The sequence below is a fragment of the Stenotrophomonas sp. P5_A8 genome, assembly GCF_056400545.1.
Genome location: NZ_JBFULB010000606.1, coordinates 1 through 903 on the forward strand (window position 1 = coordinate 1; position 903 = coordinate 903).

Sequence of the window (903 nt, forward strand, 5' to 3'; positions counted from 1 at the left end):
GGCGGCGCCAGCAGGCGCCGCCTTTTGCATGGGCCATCATCAATCGCAAGGAGCTTTACATGTCCACTTCCAGCGGGCTGCCCCCGTCCATCATCGTTTCCAGCCACGACATGGATCGGCTGGATGCCATGCTCGACTCCCCGGCGGTCAGCCAGACCGCCGCGGCTGCGGCCCTGGCCGCCGAACTCAACCGGGCCACGGTGGTGGCGCCGGAGCAGATGCCCGAGGGCATCGTCATGATGCATTCGCGGGTGGAATGCGAAGATGAGCTGCAGAACGAGAAGCACGTGCTGACGCTGGTCTACCCGCGCGAAGCCGATGTCGAGCAGGGCAAGGTGTCGATCCTTGCGCCCGTGGGCACCGCGCTGCTGGGCCTGGCCGTCGGCCAGACCATGGACTGGGATGCACCGGGTGGCCGCAAGCTGCGCTTGCGTGTGACGGCGGTCCACAACCAGCCCCAGTCCTGAATTCCCTGCCGCTGCGCAGGTTCCCCGTTTCGTACCAGGAGTCGCAATGAACACCGTTTCTCCGTCCAAACTCACCCAGCTGCGTGATCTGTCCGTCGTGGTCGCCGATACCGGTGATTACGAAGCGATCAAGCGCTTGAAGCCGGTCGACTGCACGACCAATCCGACCCTGGTGAAGAAGGCGCTGGATCTGCCGGTGTATGCGGACCTGATCGAGACGGCACTTGCGTGGGGCCGCGAGCAGTCGGGTGAGCGCGAGACGATCGTGCACGCGGTGGCCGATCGCCTGACCGTTGGCGTGGGCACGCTGCTGAGCACGCTGGTGCCGGGCCGGGTGTCGACGGAAGTGGATGCCGCCCAGGCCCACGATACGGCGGCGACGGGGGCCTAGGCGCGCCAGTTCATCGCGATGTACGAGGCGGCCGGTGTGCCGCGC

1 protein-coding gene and 1 pseudogene are annotated in these 903 nt (G+C 66.7%); both read left to right on the plus strand.

What is annotated here, in order from left to right; genetic code table 11:
* Positions 1–59 precede the first annotated feature (59 nt).
* On the plus strand, positions 60–467 hold the full coding sequence (gene rnk / locus AC1DQP_RS21010; protein ID WP_457318572.1) for a nucleoside diphosphate kinase regulator: 408 nt from the start codon (positions 60–62) through the stop codon (positions 465–467).
* A 46-nt stretch (positions 468–513) separates the two neighbouring features.
* Positions 514–855, plus strand: a pseudogene (locus AC1DQP_RS21015) (transaldolase family protein); the annotation flags it as partial.
* Positions 856–903 lie beyond the last annotated feature (48 nt).

Excerpts from the sequence above, each read along its gene's own strand:
- rnk (WP_457318572.1), top strand. The coding sequence starts at position 60 with ATGTCCACTTCCAGCGGGCTGCCCCCGTCCATCATCGTTTCCAGCCAC.